Source organism: Flavobacterium hydrophilum, from assembly GCF_003202405.1.
Taxonomy (GTDB): Bacteria; Bacteroidota; Bacteroidia; order Flavobacteriales; family Flavobacteriaceae; genus Flavobacterium; species Flavobacterium hydrophilum.
Genome location: NZ_QJHL01000002.1, coordinates 390,471 through 410,636, shown reverse-complemented (window position 1 = coordinate 410,636; position 20,166 = coordinate 390,471). Strand labels below are relative to the sequence as shown.

16 protein-coding genes are annotated in these 20,166 nt (G+C 33.7%); 12 read left to right on the top strand and 4 right to left on the bottom strand.

What is annotated here, in order from left to right; all coding sequences use genetic code 11:
- The first annotated feature begins 64 nt into the window (after window positions 1–64).
- The 7 genes from DMB68_RS10920 (at window position 65) to DMB68_RS10890 (ending at window position 7,455) form a co-directional block, all read left to right on the top strand.
- Window positions 65–1,318 (top strand): efflux RND transporter periplasmic adaptor subunit, encoded by a 1,254-nt coding sequence (locus tag DMB68_RS10920; protein ID WP_110346710.1) that lies wholly within the window; start codon window positions 65–67, stop codon window positions 1,316–1,318.
- 70 nt (window positions 1,319–1,388) lie between these two features.
- A complete protein-coding gene (locus tag DMB68_RS10915) occupies window positions 1,389–2,096 on the top strand; it encodes an ABC transporter ATP-binding protein (RefSeq protein ID WP_110346709.1) in 708 nt (235 codons plus the stop codon).
- A gap of 115 nt (window positions 2,097–2,211) precedes the next feature.
- Window positions 2,212–4,644: an ABC transporter permease gene (locus DMB68_RS10910; RefSeq protein ID WP_110346708.1), complete on the top strand. Its 2,433-nt coding sequence runs from the start codon at window positions 2,212–2,214 to the stop codon at window positions 4,642–4,644.
- Between the two features lie 273 nt (window positions 4,645–4,917).
- Entirely contained in the window at window positions 4,918–6,048 is a 1,131-nt protein-coding gene (locus tag DMB68_RS10905) for an Mrp/NBP35 family ATP-binding protein (protein ID WP_110346707.1), read from the top strand.
- Between the two features lie 98 nt (window positions 6,049–6,146).
- Window positions 6,147–6,386: a NifU family protein gene (locus DMB68_RS10900; protein WP_017494691.1), complete on the top strand. Its 240-nt coding sequence runs from the start codon at window positions 6,147–6,149 to the stop codon at window positions 6,384–6,386.
- Window positions 6,387–6,590: 204 nt separating this feature from the next.
- Window positions 6,591–7,076: a hypothetical protein gene (locus DMB68_RS10895; protein ID WP_110346706.1), complete on the top strand. Its 486-nt coding sequence runs from the start codon at window positions 6,591–6,593 to the stop codon at window positions 7,074–7,076.
- Window positions 7,077–7,137: 61 nt separating this feature from the next.
- Window positions 7,138–7,455 (top strand): 2Fe-2S iron-sulfur cluster-binding family protein, encoded by a 318-nt coding sequence (locus tag DMB68_RS10890; protein ID WP_026982672.1) that lies wholly within the window; start codon window positions 7,138–7,140, stop codon window positions 7,453–7,455.
- Window positions 7,456–7,575: 120 nt separating this feature from the next.
- Here DMB68_RS10890 and DMB68_RS10885 read toward each other — a convergent pair whose 3' ends face one another.
- Window positions 7,576–8,565, bottom strand: a complete 990-nt coding sequence (locus DMB68_RS10885; RefSeq protein ID WP_110346705.1) for an aspartate-semialdehyde dehydrogenase — start codon at window positions 8,563–8,565, stop codon at window positions 7,576–7,578.
- Between the two features lie 328 nt (window positions 8,566–8,893).
- Between DMB68_RS10885 and DMB68_RS10880 the strand changes: the two genes are divergently transcribed.
- The gene (locus DMB68_RS10880) at window positions 8,894–10,462 is read left to right on the top strand and encodes a T9SS type A sorting domain-containing protein (RefSeq protein ID WP_165830125.1); all 1,569 of its coding nucleotides are present in this window, start codon (window positions 8,894–8,896) and stop codon (window positions 10,460–10,462) included.
- A 73-nt stretch (window positions 10,463–10,535) separates the two neighbouring features.
- Here DMB68_RS10880 and mscL read toward each other — a convergent pair whose 3' ends face one another.
- Window positions 10,536–10,919, bottom strand: a complete 384-nt coding sequence (mscL, locus tag DMB68_RS10875; RefSeq protein WP_110346703.1) for a large conductance mechanosensitive channel protein MscL — start codon at window positions 10,917–10,919, stop codon at window positions 10,536–10,538.
- A gap of 69 nt (window positions 10,920–10,988) precedes the next feature.
- Window positions 10,989–13,457, bottom strand: coding sequence for a bifunctional UDP-N-acetylmuramoyl-tripeptide:D-alanyl-D-alanine ligase/alanine racemase (locus DMB68_RS10870; protein WP_110346702.1), 2,469 nt, complete (start codon window positions 13,455–13,457; stop codon window positions 10,989–10,991).
- A gap of 133 nt (window positions 13,458–13,590) precedes the next feature.
- Here DMB68_RS10870 and DMB68_RS10865 point away from each other — a divergent pair, with 133 nt between their 5' ends.
- The gene (locus DMB68_RS10865; RefSeq protein WP_231131638.1) at window positions 13,591–14,196 is read left to right on the top strand and encodes a hypothetical protein; all 606 of its coding nucleotides are present in this window, start codon (window positions 13,591–13,593) and stop codon (window positions 14,194–14,196) included.
- Here the strand turns inward: DMB68_RS10865 and DMB68_RS10860 are convergent.
- Window positions 14,191–14,892 (bottom strand): porin family protein, encoded by a 702-nt coding sequence (locus tag DMB68_RS10860; protein ID WP_110346701.1) that lies wholly within the window; start codon window positions 14,890–14,892, stop codon window positions 14,191–14,193. The genes DMB68_RS10865 and DMB68_RS10860 overlap by 6 nt on opposite strands.
- A gap of 208 nt (window positions 14,893–15,100) precedes the next feature.
- Between DMB68_RS10860 and DMB68_RS10855 the strand changes: the two genes are divergently transcribed.
- The 3 genes from DMB68_RS10855 to DMB68_RS10845 all read left to right on the top strand — a co-directional run bounded on the left by DMB68_RS10855 (window position 15,101) and on the right by DMB68_RS10845 (window position 20,062).
- Window positions 15,101–15,454, top strand: coding sequence for a hypothetical protein (locus DMB68_RS10855; RefSeq protein WP_110346700.1), 354 nt, complete (start codon window positions 15,101–15,103; stop codon window positions 15,452–15,454).
- A 147-nt stretch (window positions 15,455–15,601) separates the two neighbouring features.
- Window positions 15,602–17,809 carry a TonB-dependent receptor gene (locus tag DMB68_RS10850; protein WP_110346699.1) on the top strand — a complete coding sequence of 736 codons (2,208 nt, stop codon included), beginning with the start codon at window positions 15,602–15,604 and terminating at the stop codon, window positions 17,807–17,809.
- A 144-nt stretch (window positions 17,810–17,953) separates the two neighbouring features.
- Window positions 17,954–20,062, top strand: coding sequence for a prolyl oligopeptidase family serine peptidase (locus tag DMB68_RS10845; RefSeq protein ID WP_110346698.1), 2,109 nt, complete (start codon window positions 17,954–17,956; stop codon window positions 20,060–20,062).
- Window positions 20,063–20,166: the final 104 nt, after the last annotated feature.

Sequence of the window (20,166 nt, the reverse complement as noted above, 5' to 3'; positions counted from 1 at the left end):
TTTACAAATAATAAATTTAATGGCACAGTATTTACCTATTGATTATCAGTAAATTATTTAACAAATGGACAAGGTAATTCCTCGTAAAAATAAAAAAATTAGATATCTCACAATAGCAATTGGAGTTTTTTTAGTTTTGGCTGTTCTGATCTTTTTTTCTTTCAATTCAAAAAGAACCTTAAATGTCAAAGCAGAAGAAATTTCAGTTCAAAAAGTCGAAAAAGCTTTTTTTGAAGATTTCGTTGTTTTTCAGGCCAAGGTTGAACCACTGAATGTTATGCTGGTGAACGTTACTGAAGGCGGATCTGTGAAAGAGATTTTTGTAGAAAACGGCGCAATGGTTACAAAAGGTCAGTCACTGGCACGTTTGTATAATCCGAATACCGAATTAAATTACCTGACTCAGGAAACAGCAATAATTGAACAAATCAACAATTTGAATACCGGAAAACTGAATATCCGAAATCAGGAGTTGAATTTAAACAAAGATTTGGTTTTAATTGAACATGATTACAACGACGCCAAAAGATTGTACGATATGAACTCGAAATTGTTTGAAAAAGATGTTATTTCGAAAAATGACTGGAATACTTTTAAGGAAAGCTTACGTTTTCAGGAAGAACGCAAAAAAACAATTCAGCAGAGTATTCAAAAAGAAAAACAGTCCAATCAGTTACAGATTTCACAAATTAACCGTTCGATTCAGACCATGGAGAAAAGTCTGGAAATCCTTCGAAACAACAAAAAAAATTTCCTGATCACTGCTCCAGAATCAGGAAGATTAACTTCTTTTGAACCGGTTTTAGGAAAAACATTTCAGGCTGGAGAAAGCATTGGAAAAATCGATTCAAAGCGAGGTTATAAACTGGCTGCAGATGTAGATGAATTTTATCTGGAGAAAGTTAGCGAAGGCTTAAAAGGTCAGGTCGAATATAAAGGAAAAATACTCGAAGTTTTGGTAACAAAAGTAATCCCGGAAGTTAAAAGCGGGCATTTTACAGTAGAACTGGCTTTTACATCTAAAGAAAATATCGCACTGCAGGACGGATTAAGTTTTGGCGTAAAACTGATTTTATCTGAAAGAAACAAAATACTGGTTTTGCCAAAAGGAAGCTTCAATCAGGAAGCGGCAGGAAAATGGATCTTTGTAGTAAAAGGAAACAAAGCCGAAAGAAGAAACATAAAATTAGGACGGGAAAATCCATCTTACTATGAAGTACTCGAAGGATTAAAGGAAGGAGAATCTGTAATTACATCATCCTATTCAGATTATAAGGATATTGAAGAACTTTCTATTCAGTCTGCAATTCACAATTAATCATTCACAATTATAAAACATCAATCATCAATCAAAAAACACAGTCAATAACATTTAACACCTTTACAAAATGATAAAAATTCAAAATTTAACGAAAGTTTTCAGGACAGAAGAAGTAGAAACAGCAGCATTGAGCGGCATTTCTTTAGAAATTAAAAAAGGGGATTTTTTAACTATCATGGGACCTTCTGGCTGTGGGAAATCTACTTTGTTGAATATAATCGGTCTTCTGGACAGTGCTTCTGAAGGAAGCTACAAATTATTAGACCAGGAAATGATTGGCCTTAAAGAAAAAGGAAGAGCTCAGGTTCGCAAAGAAAATATCGGATTCATTTTTCAGAATTTCAACTTAATCGACGAGCTTTCTGTTTATGACAATATCGAGTTGCCTTTGCTTTATAATAATGTAAAAGCAGCAGACAGAAGAAAAAAAATTGAAGCTATTGCCGAAAGGCTAAATATTTCACATCGCCTGAAACATTTTCCACAACAGCTTTCAGGCGGTCAGCAGCAAAGAGTTGCCGTTGCCAGAGCTTTGGTAAATGATCCAAAAATCATTTTGGCCGATGAGCCAACCGGAAATCTGGATAGTAAAAACGGTAACGAAGTCATGGAACTCCTGACCGATCTGCATGCTAAAGGCTCCACCATTTTGATGGTTACCCATTCTGATTATGATGCTTCCTTTTCGCAAAGAACCATTCATATGAAAGACGGTGTTGTATTTTCTGAAAAATTAAATCAACGAAATGTTGATGTTTTTATGGACGCTAAATAAGAAAAGATGCTAAAATTCATTGTAACTGCAATCATAATTCTGGTAGAGTTTGTCTGCAAAATATTCGCAATTATTTAAAATCAGTCCACGCTGAATAACTATAACAACACATCCCATGATTTTGAACTGGTTTAAAATATTTATTTATCATTTGAAGCAAAACAAACTGTTTTCGTTTTTAAATGTTTTAGGATTAAGCATCGGAATTGCCAGTGTGATTTTTGCTATCTTATATTGGAATAATGAGAATGCATACGATCAATGGAATCCTGAAAAAGAAAACGTTTACGTTGTACTAAACAAAATTGGCACAACGGGGGATACTTGGGCTACTAGTTCAATCCCTTTTGGCGAGACTTGTAAAGCCACTATTCCGGAAATTGATAAAGTGTGTTTTCTTTATAATTGGTACGACGAGAGCGTTATTAAATTTCAGGATCAAAAAATACTGGATAAAAAAATTACACTCACAGATGAGAACTTTTTTGATTTTTTCCCTTTTGAAATTATAAAAGGTGCCAAAAAGAACATTTTGAAAGAAAAAAACAGTGCTGCTATATCTGAAGAACAAGCGCAGCTGATTTTCAAAAATGATGATCCAATTGGAAAATCCATTTCGTATAATAATAAAGATTATACTGTAAAAGCAGTTTACCGTGTAACCAAACCTTCTTCGATCGAACCAAATTATATTTTTAGCGGCATAAAACGCGATGGCGACAAGGATCAATGGGGAAATTTTAATTATGCTCTAATGGTTAAAACTAAAAGAGGCACTGATGCTTCTGAAGTTTTAAAGAAAATGCAAAATGTAAATTATGTCAACAGAACTGTAAAGGATGCGAAAGCAGCTGGTCAGACCGTAGAACAGTATTTAAAAGAAAATGGCGAGATTAAAGTAATACTGAACCAATTGAAAACGTCTCGTTTGCATGGCACAAAAAGCTCAGGGGGACAAAATCTTCCTGAAGGACAAGGTAACTTGAAATTGCTTTATATTATGGGCGGTTTATCCGTTTTGATTTTAGTTTTATCTATGGTAAACTACATCAATCTGGCGACCGCATCAGCTATCAAACGTGCCAAAGAAGTAGGCGTTCGCAAGATTGTAGGCGCAACAAAAAAGCAAATTATAATGCAGTTTATTTTTGAAACGGCTTTAATTACTTTGGTTGCCATTGCTTTTGCACTTGCTATTGTAGAGCTTTCATTACCCTACTATAACACCTTTTTGAGAAAAACTTTGACTATGAATGGCGGTGAATTTTACCTGCAGCTCATTTTAATATTTGGATTAGTACTCATTTTTGCGGGTATTTTCCCTGCTGTTTATATCTCAAATTTTGAAACATTAAAGGTTTTAAAAGGTAATTTCTCGAGAAGTAAAAGCGGAATCTGGATTCGCAATTCGATGCTTATTTTTCAGTTTGGAATTGCTGCATTTTTCATCATTGGTGCATTAATTGTTAATTCGCAGGTTAATTATATGATGAATAAAGATCTTGGTTTTAACGGTGACCAGGTACTTTCGATTACGTACAATACCAAAAACAGACTGACAAAAACGCAGGATTATTTTACCGCTAAACAAGAAATCAAAAAAATACCCGGAGTTGTCGATGTTACTACATTTGCCGGTACTTTTGGAGGTAATGAAGGTTCAAGTTCAGGATTTAATCATAATGGAATTTTTGTACAGCCAAAGAACATCGAAATGGATTACGGTTTTCTTGACATGATGAAAATTAAGATCCTTGAAGGACGTGACTTGTCTCCTCAATTTGCTTCAGACACTGTAAACGGAATGCTTATTAATGAAACGCTCGTAAAAACCCTAAATCTTAAAAACCCGATCAATACCATGATAACATCAGGCTGGAGTATTGATAATGGTGATAATTTGAAATTTAAAATTGTGGGCGTTGTAAAAGATTTTAATTTAACTGATTTGCAAAATAAGGTTTCTCCAATGGTTTTTATCAATCTAAAAACCCTGAAATGGAATAATTTCTCTAGAGTTTTGGTAAAAGTATCACCAAATAATTTATCTGAAACCCTAAAAGGATTAAAAAGCTATTGGGAGAAAAATGTAAATCCGGATTATCCTTTTGATTACGAATTCGTGAACAAACAATTTGCAAAAACCTATGAAGAACAGGTTAAGCAAAAGAATCTGTTTTTTATTTTAAATTTAGTTGTAATCATTATTGCTGTTTTTGGATTATTTGCTTTAGCATCTTTTTCTATGGAAAGAAGACTGAAAGAAATCGCCATAAGAAAAACCCTTGGTGCCGAAACAGATATACTGCTTAAAGAATTATCAAAACAATACATCATTTTCTGCTTAATGGGATTTGCAGTCGGAATTGTACCAGCGTATATTCTATTAGAAAAATGGCTTGAAGATTTTGCTTTTAGAATTAATATTTCGGTTGTTCCGTTTTCGATATCACTAATTTCATTATTGGCATTAACTTTGATAATTGTCTTAGCAAAAGCATATCAGGTAACAAAAATTGATATTCTTAAATACCTAAAATACGAATAACTTGTAGACCATTTTTTTTAAGTAACCCGCCAAATCAGAATCCTGGCGGGTTTATTTTTGTTTCTCACTCATTTTTATATTTCTTGTGGTTAAAAAAGTCAGAATCTCTTTTAAAAAACACACTTTATCATTTTGAATAATTGTAATATCAACAAATACAATTCAAAACCATAAAAATCCAAACATAATGCGTTATCTTTGCAAACTGAAATTAGTTTAAATAAAATAGCACTTAAAAATTAATTTCACTCATTAGAAAATATTATATCAAAAATGAAATTAGATAGAAAAGAAATCCTTAAAGCTCTGGAAACGATAACCATAGCAGGAGAAGGTAAAAATATGGTTGAAAGCGGTGCTGTTGCCAACGTTATTACATTTGGCGATGAGGTTGTGGTAGATTTAGTACTTCATACACCTGCTATGCACATTAAAAAAAGAGCTGAAGATGATATTAAAAAAACAATTCATGAATTAATATCGCCAGAAGCAAAAATTAAAGTAAACATTAAGGTAGAAACTCCGGAAAAAAACGAAATTAAAGGGCGTGCTATTCCGGGAATCAAAAATATTGTAGCTGTTGCCTCTGGAAAAGGCGGTGTTGGAAAATCTACTGTTACAGCAAATTTAGCCGTAACACTGGCAAAAATGGGTTTTTCAGTTGGTGTTCTTGATGCTGATATTTATGGTCCGTCAATGCCAATTATGTTTGATGTTGAAAATGAAAAACCAATTTCGATTACTGTTGACGGAAAATCTAAAATGAAACCCGTTGAAAGTTATGAAATCAAAATGCTTTCAATCGGATTTTTTACAGCACCCAGCCAGGCTGTAATATGGAGAGGTCCAATGGCTGCAAAAGCATTGAACCAAATGATTTTTGATGCAGATTGGGGAGAATTAGATTTCATGCTTATTGACCTGCCTCCGGGAACAGGAGATATCCATTTATCAATCATGCAGTCACTACCTATAACAGGAGCTGTTGTCGTGAGTACACCACAAGCTGTGGCTTTAGCAGATGCTAAAAAAGGAGTGGCAATGTTTATGCAGGACAATATTAATGTCCCTGTTTTGGGAATTATCGAAAATATGGCGTACTTTACACCAGAAGAATTGCCTGACAATAAATATTATATTTTTGGACAGGAAGGAGCAAAAAATCTTGCAGAAGATTTAAATGTCCCATTTTTAGGAGAAGTTCCAATTGTACAATCTATTCGTGAAGCTGGAGATTATGGACGTCCGGCGGCTTTACAAACAGCTTCAGCAATTGAAACTGTATTTGAAGAAATTACCCGAAAAGTAGTTCAGGAAACAGTAAACAGAAATGAAAGCCTGCCTGCAACAGAAGCCATAAAAATTACAACAATGGCGGGTTGTTCAGCAGTTAAAAAGAATTAATATAAATGAGACAATGAGATAATTAGAAAATTAGATAATTGTCAATCTAACTCATTATCTAATTTTCTAATTGACTAATTTTCTAATTGAAAAACATTATGACAACAGAAGAATTAACAAGCAACGTATTATTGGCTCTTGATGAAATCAGACCTTTTTTAAATTCTGATGGTGGGGACATTACGCTGATTTCAATAGAAGACGATAAGCATGTAAAAGTGCGTCTTGAAGGAGCATGCATTAGCTGCAGCGTTAATCAGATGACCTTAAAAGCAGGCGTAGAAACAACTATTAAAAAATATGCTCCGCAAATAGAAACTGTGGTAAATATCATGTAATAAGCTCCCTTTTTTGAGTTTGAATATTTAACAAGAATAATGGATATTTGACTTGTTTTAATAGATATTTTTCAACAAAACAATCAAAAGACAATATTTTTTGCGATTCCAATAAAAAATAGCACAAAGATTTAAGACATTTTGTTAAGAAATTGTTACACATTTAACTTAAATTTGTAACAGAACCCCTTAAAATCTTAAATCATGAAAAAATATTACATATTGTTATTGCTTTTATTTTCAGTTGCTCCAAATTATGCTCAGCAAGGGACGGAAACATTAATTGTAGATAAAGCCTGGCTAAATGAATCTGAAGAATGGTCTGATTACAGTTATTCAGGGAAAATTGTATTTTCTGTCAATAGCAAAAATGAAGAAGGCAGCCTTAGAATTGGTAATTACGATTTTTTATATGATTTTTGCGAAGGAAAAGCAAAGTTCTCCAATAAAGCGACTTACAGCACAGCAGATTTTTCTCATCCAAGAAAATTAGCTGCTCAGAGTGATAAGCAGGGTGTCCTAAATTCAACATATGAAGGAACTTTGATTTTTCAGTCTGATAATGATTATTACTCTGTAATTGCTATAGTAACATTACTGGAAAAAGGAGGCAATTTAATTGGATTAAAAATGCACATTAAAGACAGTAGTACAAAAGAATACGCTTTTAGCTTAAAACCAAATAGTTAATATAAATTTTAGGGTTTGTTCACGTTATCAAATTCTAAGCAATAAATTCCAATAATTTAAAATGGATGTATTAATAAAGATTAAAGACCGTGAAGGAGTAATACACGAATTACAGGCTCCAACGGATATGGCAATGAATATAATGGAGTTATGCAAAGCCTACGAACTTCCTGTAGAAGGAACTTGTGGCGGAATGGCGATGTGTGCTTCCTGCCAGTGTTACGTTCTAAATGATGTTGCATTACCGGAAATGGGAGATGAAGAGGAAGCCATGCTCTCAGAAGCATTTTATGTTAAGTCTAACAGCCGTTTAGGATGTCAGATTCCAATTACTACTGAATTAGAAGGACTGGAACTTGAACTGGCTCCGGAATATTAAAATATAAAAAAAGCGAGAATTTAAGTTTCTCGCTTTTTTATTTACTTATACCAATAAAAAAACCGTAATCACTTTTCGTAATTACGGTTTTCTCTTTATAACAATTTTTGTAACCTCAGTTTATACCAACCCAGCCTGAATTAAATATTCAGCAATTTGGATTGTGTTTGTCGCAGCACCTTTTCTTAAGTTATCAGCAACGATCCACATGTTAAGAGTATTTGGCTGGCTTTCGTCACGACGGATTCTTCCAACAAAAACTTCATTTTTACCTTCAGCAAATAATGGCATTGGATAAGAAAACGCATCAAGGTCATCCTGAACCACTACTCCATCAGTATTTTGTAAAATTTCGCGAACTTCATTCACTTCAAAATCATTGGTAAACTCAACATTTACAGCCTCACTATGACCTCCAACAACAGGAACGCGAACTGCAGTAGCCGTAACTCTGATCGTATTATCTGCAAGGATTTTTTGAGTTTCACGAACTAATTTCATTTCTTCTTTCGTGTATCCATTTGCTTCGAAACTATCGCATTGTGGAATTGCATTTCTGTGAATTGGATATTTGTACGCCATATCACCTTCTATTCCTGCGTATTCATTTTCTAACTGTCTAACCGCTTTTACACCAGTACCGGTAATCGATTGGTAAGTCGAAACAATAATTCTTTTAATGTTGTATTTTCTATGCAAAGGAGCCAAAGTCAATACCATCTGAATCGTAGAGCAGTTTGGATTTGCAATGATTTTATCTTCTTTAGTTAAAGACTCTGCGTTGATTTCAGGAACGATCAGTTTTTTTGTCGGATCCATTCTCCATGCAGATGAATTGTCAATAACAGTTGTTCCTGCAGCAGCAAATTTTGGTGCCCATTCCAGAGAAGTATCACCACCCGCAGAGAAAACAGCAATATCTGCTTTTAAATCAACCGCAGTCTGCAAACCAACAACTTTATATTTTTGTCCTTTATATTCGATTTCTTTACCAACAGATTTCTCTGAAGCAACAGGAATTAATTCTGTAACCGGAAAATTTCTTTCTGCTAAAACTTTTAACATTATCTCGCCTACCATACCGGTGGCGCCTACAACCGCTATTCTCATTTTTATATTTTTTATTATGAATGTTCTAATTTAGATTGCAAAAGTAAGGATAATAAACACTAATACAATTCAATTCACAAAAAACAACAAATTGTTACAAACGAAACATTTTGTATTATACCTAACATCAATCTTTAGTACAACATAGAATAAATTGCACTAAAGATTTTGAAACTATTAAATATAAATTAGTTTTGAAAACAAGAACTTTTATCTCACTTATTTAAACCAAAATTAAAAGACTTGGAAATTAATATTGTAGGTAACCATAGTGAAATAAACTATATTTAATACATTTGCCCATCTTGAAATGACCACTAATTTACTTATGAAAATAAAATTACTCTTATTACTTTTCCTAGCTAGTTTATCTTCTTTTGGTCAAGACACATTTATTCCGGATATAAATTTTGAGAATAAATTAATTGCTCTTGGCATTGATTCTGGTGTTCCCGATGGCAAAGTTTTGACTGCAAAAATAAATACTTTAACTTCCTTGGATGTTTCATCAAGTTCTATTTCTGATCTAACCGGTATTCAGAATTTTTCGGCGTTGACTTATTTGAATTGTAATAAAAATCAATTACTCAGTTTAGATGTTTCTAAAAACACAGCTTTGACCTCTTTAGATTGCAGCTACAATAAATTGAGCAATTTAGATGTTTCTAAAAATACTTCTTTGACCCTTCTATATTGTTATTTGAATCAATTGAGCGGTTTGAATGTTGTTCTAAATACAGCCTTGACATACTTAGCTTGCGGACAAAATGCAATAACTAGTTTGGATGTTACTAAAAACACGTCTTTGATTTATCTGTCGTGTGGCATTAATCAATTAACTAGTTTGAATATTGCTTCAAATACAGCTTTAAAAACTTTAGAGTGTCATCAAAATATATTAACCAATTTAAATGTCTCTACAAACACCGCTTTGACTTCTTTAAATTGTCGTGTTAACGAATTGATTGGTTTGAACATTACTAAAAATATTGCTTTGACTTCTTTAGACTGTAGTTCCAATCGTTTAACTAATCTGGATTTTGCTAAAAATATAGCTTTAACTTCTTTAAATTGCGGTTTTAACGAATTAAACAATTTGGATATTACTACAAATACTGCTTTGATTTCCTTAGAATGTGGGGGTAATCTATTAAACATTCTTAATGTTTCTAAAAATACAGCTTTAAAAACTTTAGATTGCGAAAATAATCTATTAACAAATTTAGATATATCAAAAAACATTGCTTTAACTTCTTTGATTTGCGGTGATAATAAATTAAGTAGCTTAGATGTTTCTAAAAATACAGCTCTTACTACTTTGTATTGTACACTTAATGAATTAACTAGTTTGGATGTTTCTAAAAATGCGTCTTTGACTAATTTACGTTGCAATACCAATAAATTTACTAGTTTGGATGTTTCTAAAAATACAGCTCTGACTAGTTTGCATTGTTCAAATAATCCATTATTAAATAGTCTAAACTTAAAGAATGGAAAAAACACACTAATTGGAACAGGTAAAATAAAGATTTTTTATAACCCAAATTTAAGTTGTATCCAAGTAGATGATGTTGCTTACTCTAATACCAATTGGTCCACAGCAAAAGACGCAACAGCAAGTTACAGCCTCAACTGCCCATCATTAGATATTTCAGAATCAGTTTTTAATACAATAGCCCTTTACCCCAATCCTTCAAAAGGAGAAGTCTACATTGACAATATCACACTTGAAAAAGCAACGATTTACGATGCCTTAGGAAAATTAGTAAAAACAACAAAATTCGTAGGAGATTCAAACAATAACACTATCAATTTAGCTGGTTCACCAAGCGGTATTTATTATATTTATCTTGAAAGAGAGGGAGCTACGGTGGTTAAGAAAATAATATTAGAATAAAGAAACTTTATTAATAAAAAAACCGCTCAATCAAGAAGCGGTTAAGTTAGACTTAGTGTAGCGGTATATTGTATTATTGTTTATTTTTCAAAAGATCTCTAATCTGAGTAAGCAGTTCTTCCTGAGTAGGCGCCGCTGGTTGATTCGGTGCTGGCTCTTCTTTCTTTTTAAGATTATTTAATCCTTTAATAATCAGGAATAAAACAAATGCCACAATTACAAAGTTAATTACCGCCGAAAGAAACATTCCGTATTTTACACCTCCGAAAGCGGTTAATTGCTCAATACTTGACAAATGAGCAGCCTCTAAAGCAGGTTTTAATATCAATGGCGTAATTACATCATCAATTAATGAACTTACAATCTTACCAAAAGCAGCTCCGATAATTACAGCAACAGCAAGGTCAACTACATTGCCTTTCATTGCAAATGCCTTAAATTCTGAAAAAAATCCCATATCTGATTTGTTTAGTTTTTAAATAAATGAATATCGAAAATACGTAATTTTCTTCAAAATTCCTTAATTCTATCTAAAAAATACCCTTTTGACACGTTGCGAAATACTGGTCAGAATTTCATAAGGAATGGTTTTTAAAGCATCTGCAATCTCTGTTACAGTTGGACTTTCTCCAAAAATAATAACCGAATCCCCTTCTTTGCAATCAATTTTGCTTACATCTACCATCAGCATATCCATGCAAACACTTCCTACAATGGATGCTTTTTGATTTTTAATCGTTACATAACCTACTTCATTACCCCATAATCTTGAGATTCCGTCTGCGTAACCAATCGGGATAGTCGCAATTTTAGTTTCTTTTTCAGCCATAAATCTGCGTCCGTAACCAACGCTGTCTCCGGCTGGAATTGTTCGAACCTGAGAAATAATCGATTTTAAGGTTCCAACATTTTCCAGATATTTTTGTTCTGAAGAGTCATTGGAGACCCCATAAAGTCCAATCCCCAGTCGCACCATATTATATTGTGCATCCGGAAAATTACTAATTCCGGAAGTATTCAGTATATGACGAATTGGATTTACACCTAATTCATTCATTAATTTTGAAGACAGTTTTTCGAACAATCGAATCTGAGAAAGTGCAAATTCATAATGTTTCATATCATCACTTGTGGCCATGTGCGATAAAATACTCTGAATACGAACGGTTGAATTTCCTTTTAAAGTTTCAATCAATTCATTAATTGTATTTTCTTCAAAACCCAGACGATGCATACCGGTGTCGAGTTTGATATGAATAGGAAAGTCTTTTAAATTCTTTTCACGGGCAATTTTCAAAAAAGCATTTAAGCCTTTTAAGCTGTAAATTTCAGGCTCTAACTGATACTGAATAATTGATAAAAAACTGGTTGATTCGGGATTTAGAACCATGATGGGTAATTTTATTCCACCACTTTTCAGTGAAATTCCTTCATCGGCAAAAGCCACCCCTAAATAATCCACTTTATGATGTTCCAATAATTTGGCAATTTCCAATCCTCCGTTTCCGTAACCAAATGCTTTTACCATGACCATGATCTTAACATCATTGGCTAATTTAGATTTAAAGAAATTTAAATTATGGCTAATCGAATTGAGATTGATTTCAAGAATGGTTTCATGGGTTTTCTCTTCCAGTAAAGATACTATTTCTTCAAACTGAAACGACCTTGCTCCTTTTATTAAAATGGTTTCATTAACAAAATTCAGGTTCTCAAAATCATGGATAAATTCGGCCGTATTTTGATAGGTAATACAATTTGAAAATTTGTCTTTAAATAATGAAATGGTTGAACCAATTCCAATAACACGATTGACTTTATTAGCTGCAATTAAGTGTGAAACTTTAGAATACAATTCTTCGTTTGAAAATCCGCTTTGAAAAATATCTGATAAAATAACCGTTTTAGAGGCGTTCTTTTTTTGGCTTTCGAGAAAATCCAACGCTATTTTAAGGGACTGAAAATCGGAACTGTAACTATCATCAATAATACTGCAGTTATGGATTCCGTTTTTGACTTCCAGGCGCATTTCGACCGGATACAAACCCTGTATGCGATTTTGAATCGTTTCAACATCGTATTCAAAATAAAGCAAAACCAATAAACACGAAATCGCATTTTCTATTGAAGCCGAATCGCTAAAAGGAATTCTTAAATCATATTTTGCGTTTTTATATTGATACTGAATGTTTGTTATTTCACTTTTATTTTCTTTTTTCGAAATAAAAACATCGGCCGTATGATCTGTATAACTCCATGAAAAAAGTTTTCGGGGATGCAGCATATATTCGGCCGCAAATTGGGATAAACAGGAATCTACTATTTCATTTTTCTGGTAAACTATTACAGGAGATTCTTTGAACAGCAGCAATTTTTCATCAATCTTTTGTACTAAATTTAAAAAACCTTCATCATGTGCAGTTCCAATATTGGTGAGTACTCCGATGGTGGGTTTGATAATTTCTTCCAATTTGTCCATTTCATTGACCGTCGAAATTCCCGCTTCAAAAATACCCAAATTATGTTTTTCATTAATCGCAATCACCGAAAGCGGCACTCCAACCTGTGAATTATAACTTTTAGGACTTCTGATAATATTATAATCAGGGCTTAATAAGAAGTTAAGCCATTCTTTTACAATTGTTTTACCATTACTTCCCGTTAATCCAATAACAGGAAAATCAAAAAGATTTCGGTGATGAGCCGCAAATTTCTGCAGCGCTTCTAAAGTCGATTTTACGACTAAGAAATTAGCTTTGCCTTCACAATTTTCAGGAATATATTCAACTGCAAAATTCTGCACTCCTTTTTCCATCAATTCTGAAATATAAGAATGTGCGTCATTATTGACACCCGACAATGCAAAAAACAAAGTTTGCGAACCGTTTTGCAGTGAACGGCTGTCTATCGAAATATGATCAATAAAAACAGCTGTATCTGAGCCGTTCCATTCGGCGTGAAGAACCGAAACAAGGCTTTTTAAGTTTACACTCATTTAGAAGTTTCTTTTTTTCAAATTTAAACATTAAAGACCGAAAAAAAGTTGTGATTTTCTTAAAAAACAAAGCGTTTACAAAAACGTATTTATATTTCAATTATATTTGTTTAACACCTCAAATTACTGCGTTTTGAAAAAAATACTTCCTCTATTTTCCTATATATTGCATCCGATTTTTATATCGATGTATGCCACTTTATTCTATCTTTTTTACAAGGATGATGTATTCACCATTCAGGAAAAATACTTTGTTTTATTTCAAATTCTGATTATTACCGTTATCGTTCCGCTATTGTTTTTCTTACTGCTTCGAACAACTGGTAATGTAAAATCGGTCATGATACATGAGACTTCCCAACGAATAATACCTTTAATTTTACAGTGTTTTTTATTTATATTACTGGTAAAAAGAAGCATTCTTATTGATCGTTACCCTGAGCTGCATTTCTTTTTCCTGGCTGGATTATTCAGTACCATTATAGCTTTGATTTATTCGCTTTTTAAAATAAAAGCAAGCCTGCATATGATGGCTATTAGCGGTTTTACCGTTTTTGTAATTGGAATGAATATGCATTTGCAAATGCACAACCCCTATTGGCCTGCTCTTTTGATTTTACTGACCGGAATTACTGCATCATCACGTTTAGAAATGAATGCACATACTTACAAAGAATTGTTTATTGGATTTATAATCGGAATTCTTCCACAGGTTTTATTTCTGTATTTGTGGCTATAAGATATAAAAAATAAGGCCCAGGCTCATAGTTTTCATCTTTACATCTTCTCCTAAAACCGTTTTAACATCTTTAAACAAAGGATTCAGACCATAATAAAAATAAATATTCCAGGTATTGTAACCCGCAGAAATATAAGCCCCGTACTGAAACTTATTGACATCCGGATTATTGTTGATTTTATACGTGTTTTCACCATCATCCAAGACAGATCTGCTGGAGATAACATAACTAAATTTTAAACCGGTATAAATTCTCCAAAACTTGTAACTTTCATAAGTCGAATTCCTCCATCGGAACTCAATTGGAACATCTACTAAATATTGCCTGAATCTGTTTGAAACAAATTCATTATAATCGTTAACACCGTAAATTAATGCTCCGGAACCATCTTTTGAAATGGTTAAATTTTGAAAATAATTCTGATACGTTAATCCTAAACCGGCTGCAATAGCAAATGTTCTTTTTTTATTAATAGGCATATCTCTCAAAAAGCCTGCTGAAATTCCGGCTGAAAATTTATCACGTTTGATGCCTTCTGGTGCGTCTGCCAACAGATTGTAAGTAACAGAAACATAAAACTGATCTTCCCGGTATAAAGAGTCAATTTTAACCACAGGTTTAATTTCAGGTTTTTCTTCTTGTGAAAAAACATTGAAAAACGATATTAGAAATAAACAACTAAATAATAATCGCATAGTGTGTTTGAGTTAAAGAGATTTCAGATAAACGTTTTTGAGGTTCATTTATTGGACACACAAATATAATATAATGATATTTGATGAGGCGATTATAATACAATTATTCTGTTTTCATTCTTTATAAAAATATTTTGTTGCACTATTTTCAATAAAAAGCCCAAAAACCAAAGATTTTTACATTTCCCTTTTATACCTTTGCCGTATAATGAAAAGAAGACAGCTCATAACCGGTTTTTCTTTGGGATTGATGGTATTGTTCTCAATACTGTTTCAGTCCATCCACAGTTATGAACATATCTCGCAACAGCTTTCAGAAAAAAAATGCCATCATAATTATAATGATGCAAATGGCGAAATTACACATCAGCATCATAACGATGATTCTTGTTTTGTTTGTCATTTTTCTTTTGGAAGTTACATTACACCTGAAAATTTTTCATTTCAATTTTTCAGCAATCATCAGGAAATCCCTTATTACTTTGGCTTTTCTGAAAGTATTATTTCCTTTTCAGGAAGTTTATACGCGCTTCGGGGACCTCCTTCCGCTATAGTTTCTTAAGTTTCGATTATCCGAAACAAAACACTTTTATTGAATTCAAAACTCAGTCAGGTTTACTGATTTTCATTCTGTGAAAATTCAGCAGACTTCACGTTTCTTTGATTTGATTTAAAAGAAAAATCAATTAATTATAGCAATCATTTTCAAATGAAAAAAATAATAATAGCCCTTATTTTGGGGTTTTCGGGCATTCTTTCTGCTCAAAATTCGGTTTCAGGAACTGTTACCGACAATCAAAATCAGCCATTACCGGGTGTTTCTGTTTACACTCCCGAATTACACAAAGGAACTACAACAGACGAAAACGGAAAATACGAACTAAAAAATCTTCCAAACGGAACTTTACGCCTTGCTTTTTCTTATGTTGGATATTCTAATCAGAATAAAACCATCGCTAAATTAACCAAAGAAAACACACTCGATGTTACACTTTTAGAATCCATTTTAGAAATGGATGAAGTTGTGGTTTCTACTCCTTTTAACAAACTGCAATCGCAAAACGTAATGAAAATTGATCACGAAAGTATTAAAACATTACAGCAAAAAGGAACTTCAACTTTGATTGAAGGTCTGGCGACAATTCCGGGAGTTTCTCAGATTTCTACGGGAACTTCGATTGGAAAACCCGTGATTCGCGGATTGAGCGGAAATCGTGTTTTAGTCTATTCTCAGGGTGTTCGCATCGAAAACCAGCAATTTGGAGACGAACATGGTTTAGGTTTAAATGATGCCGGAATTGAGAGTGTCGAAGTAATCAAAGGACCAGCTTCTTTATTGTACGGTTCTGATGCGTTGGGAGGTGTTTTATATTTCAATCCTGAAAAATTTGCTGACGCCGGAACTTTCAAAGCCAATTTCAGTCAAAAATATTTTACCAATACACAAGGAAGCAATTCTTCTATCGGACTAAAAACTTCTACAGACAACTGGAAATTTTTAGCACGCGGAAGTTTCAACACCCATTCTGACTATAAAATTGCTGATGGCGATCGCGTAACCAATTCACGTTACAATGAAACTGATTTTAAAACCGGAATCGGGTACAGCAACTCCACTTTTTCAAGTGTTTTTAGATACAATTACAACAAACTGGATATCGGAATTCCGGAAGACGGAATCGCTGAACAATCTTCAAGCAAGGACACACAGTTTCCACGACAGGGAATTTTCAATCATTTGTTTAGTTTAAACAATGTAATCTTTTTTGAAAACTCAAAACTGGATGTTGATTTGGGTTATATCTCAAATGACAGAAGCGAATTTGAAGACAGCAACGATGCGGCTCTCAGAATGAAACTGAATACTTTTAATTACAATGCAAAATACCATTTTCCTAAATTCGGTAAAATTGAAACCATTTTGGGAGTTCAGGGAATGCATCAAACCAATAAAAATTCAGGTGAAGAATATTTAATCCCGAATGCGACTACAAATGATTTTGGTGTTTTCGGAACTGCAAATTACGAATGGAACAATAGCGTGCTGCAAGCCGGTTTGCGTTTTGACAACCGAAATGTTACTTCTGAAGTGCATGGAACTGAAGGCGAAGAAGGCTATTTTGAAGCTCTGGACAAATCATTCGACAGTTTCAATGCTTCTTTAGGATACAAAACCAAATTGGCAGAACCATTAACACTTCGATTGAATGTAGCTACCGGATTCAGAGCTCCAAATTTAGCAGAACTAACTTCAAACGGTGTTCACGAAGGTACCAATCGTTACGAAATTGGAAATAGTAATTTGAAAACCGAACAAAACGTACAGACCGATCTGAATTTAGAATATAAAAATTCACATTTTGAGTTTTTCGTAAACGGATTTTATAATCACATCAACAATTACATTTACACTTCGCCAACCGGAGATGTTTTAGACGATAATGATGTTTTTGCCTACGTGCAGGATAATGCAAAATTATTTGGTGGTGAAATTGGATTGCATTTTCACCCGCATCCGTTAGACTGGCTGCATTTTGAAACCAGTTTTGAAACCGTAACAGGTAAAAAAGACAACGATGATTATTTGCCGTTAATCCCTGCCAACAACTGGAACAACACACTTAGAACCGAATTCAACATTAAAAACTGGCTCAAAGAAGGATATGCTTCTATAAATGTTTCCTCAACCTTGGACCAGGATAATGTGAGTGGTTTTGAAACCGCTTCAAAAGGTTACACTTTAGTAAATCTTGGTTTTGGAGGAACCGTAAAACTGGGCAAAACCGCTTTTGATGTAAACCTGAACGGAAACAATTTATTCGATAAAGAATATATTGCCCATCTTTCACGACTAAAAACAGACGGAATCCCGAACATTGGAAGAAATATTGTTTTAGGTGTAAATTTCAATTTATAACAATTCAAAACCATATAATTTATATAAATAGAATTAAGTTTGCTTTGCTTACATTTACTTATATAACTTATATGGTTTAACATTTTGAGATAATGTTTTTCTAACAAAAATTTATATTTTTGTTAGAAATCACAAACTTAAACTATGAAAAAAACAATTTTTATAATGGCAATGACTACTGCAGGAATTTCATTCGGGCAAAATAAAATTCAATATCCGGAGACGAAAAAAGGCGAAACTGTTGATGTATACTTTAACACAAAAGTAGCCGATCCTTACCGCTGGCTTGAAGATGACAAATCTGATGAAACAGGTGCCTGGGTAAAAGCAGAAAATGAAGTTACTTATGCTTATCTGAATAAAATTCCGTTTCGCGATGCCTTAAAAGAGCGAATGGAAAAACTTTGGAATTACGAAAAAATAGGCGCTCCTTTTACAGAAGGAAAATTTACATATTATTTCAAGAATAACGGACTTCAGAATCAATCTGTTGTTTATAGAAAAGATCAGAACGGCAAAGAAGAAGTTTTTTTAGATCCGAACACATTTTCTAAAGACGGAACCACTTCACTTGGCGGACTGGATTTTTCGAAAGACGGATCGAAAGCGGCTTACTCGATTTCTGAAGGCGGAAGCGACTGGAGAAAAGTTATTATTATTGATGCTATTTCTAAAAAAGTTTTGGAAGACACTCTGGTTGATGTAAAATTTAGCGGTATTTCCTGGTATGAAAATGAAGGTTTTTATTATTCAAGTTATGAAAAACCAAAAGGAAGCGAGTTATCTGCGAAAACAGATCAGCATAAATTGTACTTTCACAAATTAGGAACTTCACAAAAAGAGGATAAGGTCATTTTTGGAGCAGATCAAAAAAGAAGATATGTTGGAGGGTCAGTTACCGAAGACAATCATTATTTAGTGATTACTGCTGCCAATTCTACCTACGGAAATGAGTTATATATTAAAGATTTAACCAAACCAAACAGTCCGATAATTACTATTGTTGACAATTTTAACAGCGACAATAACATCATAGAAAATGAAGGCAGCAAATTGTTTATTGATACTGATTTAAATGCACCAAACAAGCGTGTAGTAACCGTTGATGTAAATAATCCGAAACCGGAAAACTGGAAAGATTTTATTGCTGAAACCCAAAATATTTTATCTCCTTCCACTGGTGGCGGTTACTTTTTTGCCAATTATACAAAAGACGCTGTTTCATTGGTTCAGCAATATGATTACAGCGGAAAATTAGTACGTGAAATCAAACTTCCTGCTGTTGGAACTGCAGGCGGCTTTGGCGGAAAGAAAAAAGAAAAAACTTTGTACTACAGCTTTACCAATTACACCACTCCGGGAACTATCTTTTCATTTGAGCCAAAATCAGGTAAGTCTGAAATATACCAAAAACCCAAAGTAGATTTCAAAAGCGATGATTTCGAATCCAAACAAGTTTTCTATACTTCAAAAGACGGAACAAAAATTCCGATGATTATCACCTATAAAAAAGGAACAAAACTTGACGGTAAAAACCCGACAATCCTTTACGGTTATGGTGGTTTCAATATTAGTTTAACTCCGGCTTTCAGCATTGCAAACGCTGTATGGATGGAAAATGGGGGCGTTTATGCCGTTGCCAATTTAAGAGGCGGTGGAGAATATGGTAAAAAATGGCACGATGCAGGAACCAAATTGCAAAAACAAAATGTATTTGACGATTTTATCGCTGCTGCCGAATATTTAATCGCTCAAAAATATACCTCATCCGATTTCTTAGCGATTCGCGGAGGTTCTAACGGAGGTTTATTAGTAGGTGCCGCTATGACACAACGCCCTGATTTGTTTAAAGTAGCATTGCCGGCTGTTGGTGTTATGGACATGCTGCGCTATCATACTTTTACAGCAGGAGCTGGCTGGGCGTACGATTACGGAACAGCTCAGGACAACAAAGAAATGTTCGAATACCTAAAAGGCTATTCTCCGGTTCAAAACGTTAAAAAAGGCGTTCAGTATCCGGCAACTATGGTTACCACAGGAGATCATGATGACCGTGTAGTTCCGGCTCACAGTTTTAAATTTGCTGCCGAACTACAGGACAAACAAACTGGTGACAATCCGGTTTTGATTCGTATTGATGTAAAAGCAGGTCATGGAGCAGGAAAATCAGTTGCTGCAACTATTCAGGAAAGTGTAGATATTCAGGCGTTCACGCTTTACAATATGGGTTTTAAAGCTTTACCTAAAAAGTAAGATCTAAAAAGTATTTTTTTAGCCACGAATTCACGAATTATTTTTGTGAATCCGTGGCTTTGTTTTTATTGTTCCCGCAGATTTTGCAGATATAGCAGATTCTG

Coding starts and splice junctions, on each gene's coding strand:
- DMB68_RS10880 (WP_165830125.1), top strand. CDS start 8,894: ATGAAAATAAAATTACTCTTATTACTTTTCCTAGCTAGTTTATCTTCT.
- DMB68_RS10920 (WP_110346710.1), top strand. CDS start 65: ATGGACAAGGTAATTCCTCGTAAAAATAAAAAAATTAGATATCTCACA.
- mscL (WP_110346703.1), bottom strand. CDS start 10,919: ATGGGATTTTTTTCAGAATTTAAGGCATTTGCAATGAAAGGCAATGTA.
- DMB68_RS10845 (WP_110346698.1), top strand. CDS start 17,954: ATGAAAAAAACAATTTTTATAATGGCAATGACTACTGCAGGAATTTCA.
- DMB68_RS10910 (WP_110346708.1), top strand. CDS start 2,212: ATGATTTTGAACTGGTTTAAAATATTTATTTATCATTTGAAGCAAAAC.
- DMB68_RS10915 (WP_110346709.1), top strand. CDS start 1,389: ATGATAAAAATTCAAAATTTAACGAAAGTTTTCAGGACAGAAGAAGTA.
- DMB68_RS10860 (WP_110346701.1), bottom strand. CDS start 14,892: ATGCGATTATTATTTAGTTGTTTATTTCTAATATCGTTTTTCAATGTT.
- DMB68_RS10905 (WP_110346707.1), top strand. CDS start 4,918: ATGAAATTAGATAGAAAAGAAATCCTTAAAGCTCTGGAAACGATAACC.
- DMB68_RS10900 (WP_017494691.1), top strand. CDS start 6,147: ATGACAACAGAAGAATTAACAAGCAACGTATTATTGGCTCTTGATGAA.
- DMB68_RS10855 (WP_110346700.1), top strand. CDS start 15,101: ATGAAAAGAAGACAGCTCATAACCGGTTTTTCTTTGGGATTGATGGTA.
- DMB68_RS10890 (WP_026982672.1), top strand. CDS start 7,138: ATGGATGTATTAATAAAGATTAAAGACCGTGAAGGAGTAATACACGAA.
- DMB68_RS10870 (WP_110346702.1), bottom strand. CDS start 13,457: ATGAGTGTAAACTTAAAAAGCCTTGTTTCGGTTCTTCACGCCGAATGG.
- DMB68_RS10850 (WP_110346699.1), top strand. CDS start 15,602: ATGAAAAAAATAATAATAGCCCTTATTTTGGGGTTTTCGGGCATTCTT.
- DMB68_RS10895 (WP_110346706.1), top strand. CDS start 6,591: ATGAAAAAATATTACATATTGTTATTGCTTTTATTTTCAGTTGCTCCA.
- DMB68_RS10885 (WP_110346705.1), bottom strand. CDS start 8,565: ATGAGAATAGCGGTTGTAGGCGCCACCGGTATGGTAGGCGAGATAATG.